This window comes from Psychromonas arctica DSM 14288 (assembly GCF_000482725.1).
Lineage (GTDB): Bacteria > Pseudomonadota > Gammaproteobacteria > Enterobacterales > Psychromonadaceae > Psychromonas > Psychromonas arctica.
On the sequence record NZ_AXWP01000101.1, the window covers coordinates 1 to 2280 of the forward strand.

Below are 2280 nucleotides of genomic sequence, written 5' to 3' on the forward strand. Positions count from 1 at the left end.
ATAAGCTCCCTGAAATAGGAGGCTCCTTATCGAGTCGAATTAATGACAACTTTCAGAAGCTAGCATCTGCATCTTGAAGTGGGATGGGTATAACACCGATTTTGACCATTTTATTTTGTTATATTGAAATTTTGGTCACATCAAATGAGACATTTTTATTTGAAATAGCCAATATCACTGAGCTTTGGTATTGAAAAAATTCAACTTTATTTTATTAAAACTAAGTTACTTTTCTTTTTTTAGGGGCTAATGATTGTAAAAACTTATTCTAAGCATATAAATTTCGTCTCTATATATACCCGTAACCTTATCAAGGTCAATGGGTTGATAACCTCACCACAAAGGTCTACAATTAGTTACACATAAAGTAACTAATTGTAGACCTACATGACAAAGAAAGAAAACTTGCTGGTAGCATTTTCGAATGCAGTTAAGGCAGGAGGAGGCATCCATACGGCGGCAGAACTAGCCTATATGCTCGGAGAAAAACACACTCCAACCTTCACAAAATTTCTAGCGGACTGCGTAAAAAATGGCGCAGTACGCAGAGTTGTAGTTGGGATTTATGAGAGCACACTCACCCCACCTGAACCATCCACTGCAATTTACAAAATAGTGAATAAGCTTCGCAAAGGAGTTCTAAATTATATTAGTCTAGAAAGCCAGCTTAGTTACACTGGCGACATATCCCAAGTGCTAATGGATAGAATTACAGTAATAACAAAAGGAAGAAATGGAACCTTTACAACACCCTATGGTGTTATTGAACTAACACATACCAAAAAATCTATTCATAAAATAGCGCCAAACCTATATTTTGATAAAGACATAAATATGTATCGCGCAAAAACGACTCAGGCTATTGCTGATCTAAAAAACTGCAATAGAAATATATCGATGTTGGAGAGCTAAATGTTAAAAGAATACATACGACAAATCGTCAACGCAAACCCTGAATATGCTGCTGTAACTCCGGTAATAGAAAAAGAAATTCTTCATCACGACATTATCGATGTAATGGTAAAGCAAGGTGCTATGCAATCTCTAACATTCATTGGGGGAACATCCCTTCGATTGTGTTACAACAGCTCTCGACTATCAGAAGACTTAGATTTTAATGGCGGGTATAACTTCAAACCGTCTAACTTTAATGGATTGGAAATAGAGATCCAAAAATACATACAAAATAAGTATGAAACTGAAGTCTGGGTGAATAAGCCAAATGAAGATAAACAGGGAGAAACATCCTCTTGGAAAATCAGCATAGAAAAAGAAGCTAACCGACCTGACTTACCACGCCAGAAGATGCATATAGATGTCTGCGCTATCCCATCATTCGATATCGAAAAAAGAGCCTTGATAAACCACTATAATATTGTTGTACCAACGGAAGGTTTACTCGTTCCAGTCCAATCCTTAGAAGAAGCATTGGCAGATAAGTTTATTGCCCTAGCCTACCGAGCAAGACGTATTAAACCTCGTGATGTCTGGGATATAGTCTGGATCAAACAGAGAGGTATTGCAGTCTCAACGAGACTTATCGACAAAAAACTTGAAGCGCGAAACAAGACTAAAACCGATTTTTCTGAAGCACTCAGTATTCAAGTAAATAAACTTCTTCAAGATGATGATGTTCGCAAAGACTTCAACATGGAAATGAGTCGCTTTGTCCCAAGGCAAGTTAAAGAAAGGACAATTGATAATCAAGATTATTGGACTTATGTGCAATCAGAAATTAAAGATATGGCAGATCCACTACTTAATGATCATAAGCTCAACAAGAAGTTTGATATGAATTTTTAAATTAGAGGCAAAAAACAAGTCTACAAAATACAACCAAATAAGTAACATTTTGTAGACTTCATTGCATATCCAATTACCATTCCTCCGACCACTCAGGACTATCAGAATCATCGCGGTTACGAGCAGTTACTTCAATGTCAAAATCTAAAGCAGAAAACAACTTAAAAAAGGTCTCTATTTTAGCCGAATCAGGTTTTAACTCGAAACGGTATCCTGACGAATCCCCACTTTTTTAGCTACCTTAGTTTGAGACAGTTTTTTATCTAAACGCACACCTCGAAGATAAGCACTTAGTTGCTTCGTACTCGTTATTTTCATACAAACTTTCCCACACGCTAAAACAGGTAAATATAGTATTACACGCTAAAGGAGGTATTAAAATGGTATTGTCAACTTATGTGGACTCCCCCTTGTCAACAACAAAGTGAATAATCAAAGAATTTAATGCGAACTTATGTACGAGCTCTAAATAGAGTA

3 protein-coding genes are annotated in these 2280 nt (G+C 36.4%); 2 read left to right on the forward strand and 1 reads right to left on the reverse strand.

The features are described 5' to 3' along the window. The first annotated feature begins 387 nt into the window (after positions 1–387). Positions 388–912, forward strand: a complete 525-nt coding sequence (abiEi, locus tag H592_RS0111455; RefSeq protein WP_028868891.1) for a type IV toxin-antitoxin system AbiEi family antitoxin — start codon at positions 388–390, stop codon at positions 910–912. After that, positions 913–1803, forward strand: coding sequence for a nucleotidyl transferase AbiEii/AbiGii toxin family protein (locus H592_RS0111460; protein WP_028868892.1), 891 nt, complete (start codon positions 913–915; stop codon positions 1801–1803). A gap of 195 nt (positions 1804–1998) precedes the next feature. On the opposite strand, the gene H592_RS24800 is transcribed toward H592_RS0111460, so the two are convergent. Next, on the reverse strand, positions 1999–2121 hold the full coding sequence (locus H592_RS24800) for a helix-turn-helix domain-containing protein (protein WP_281170616.1): 123 nt from the start codon (positions 2119–2121) through the stop codon (positions 1999–2001). Between the last annotated feature and the right edge of the window lie 159 nt (positions 2122–2280).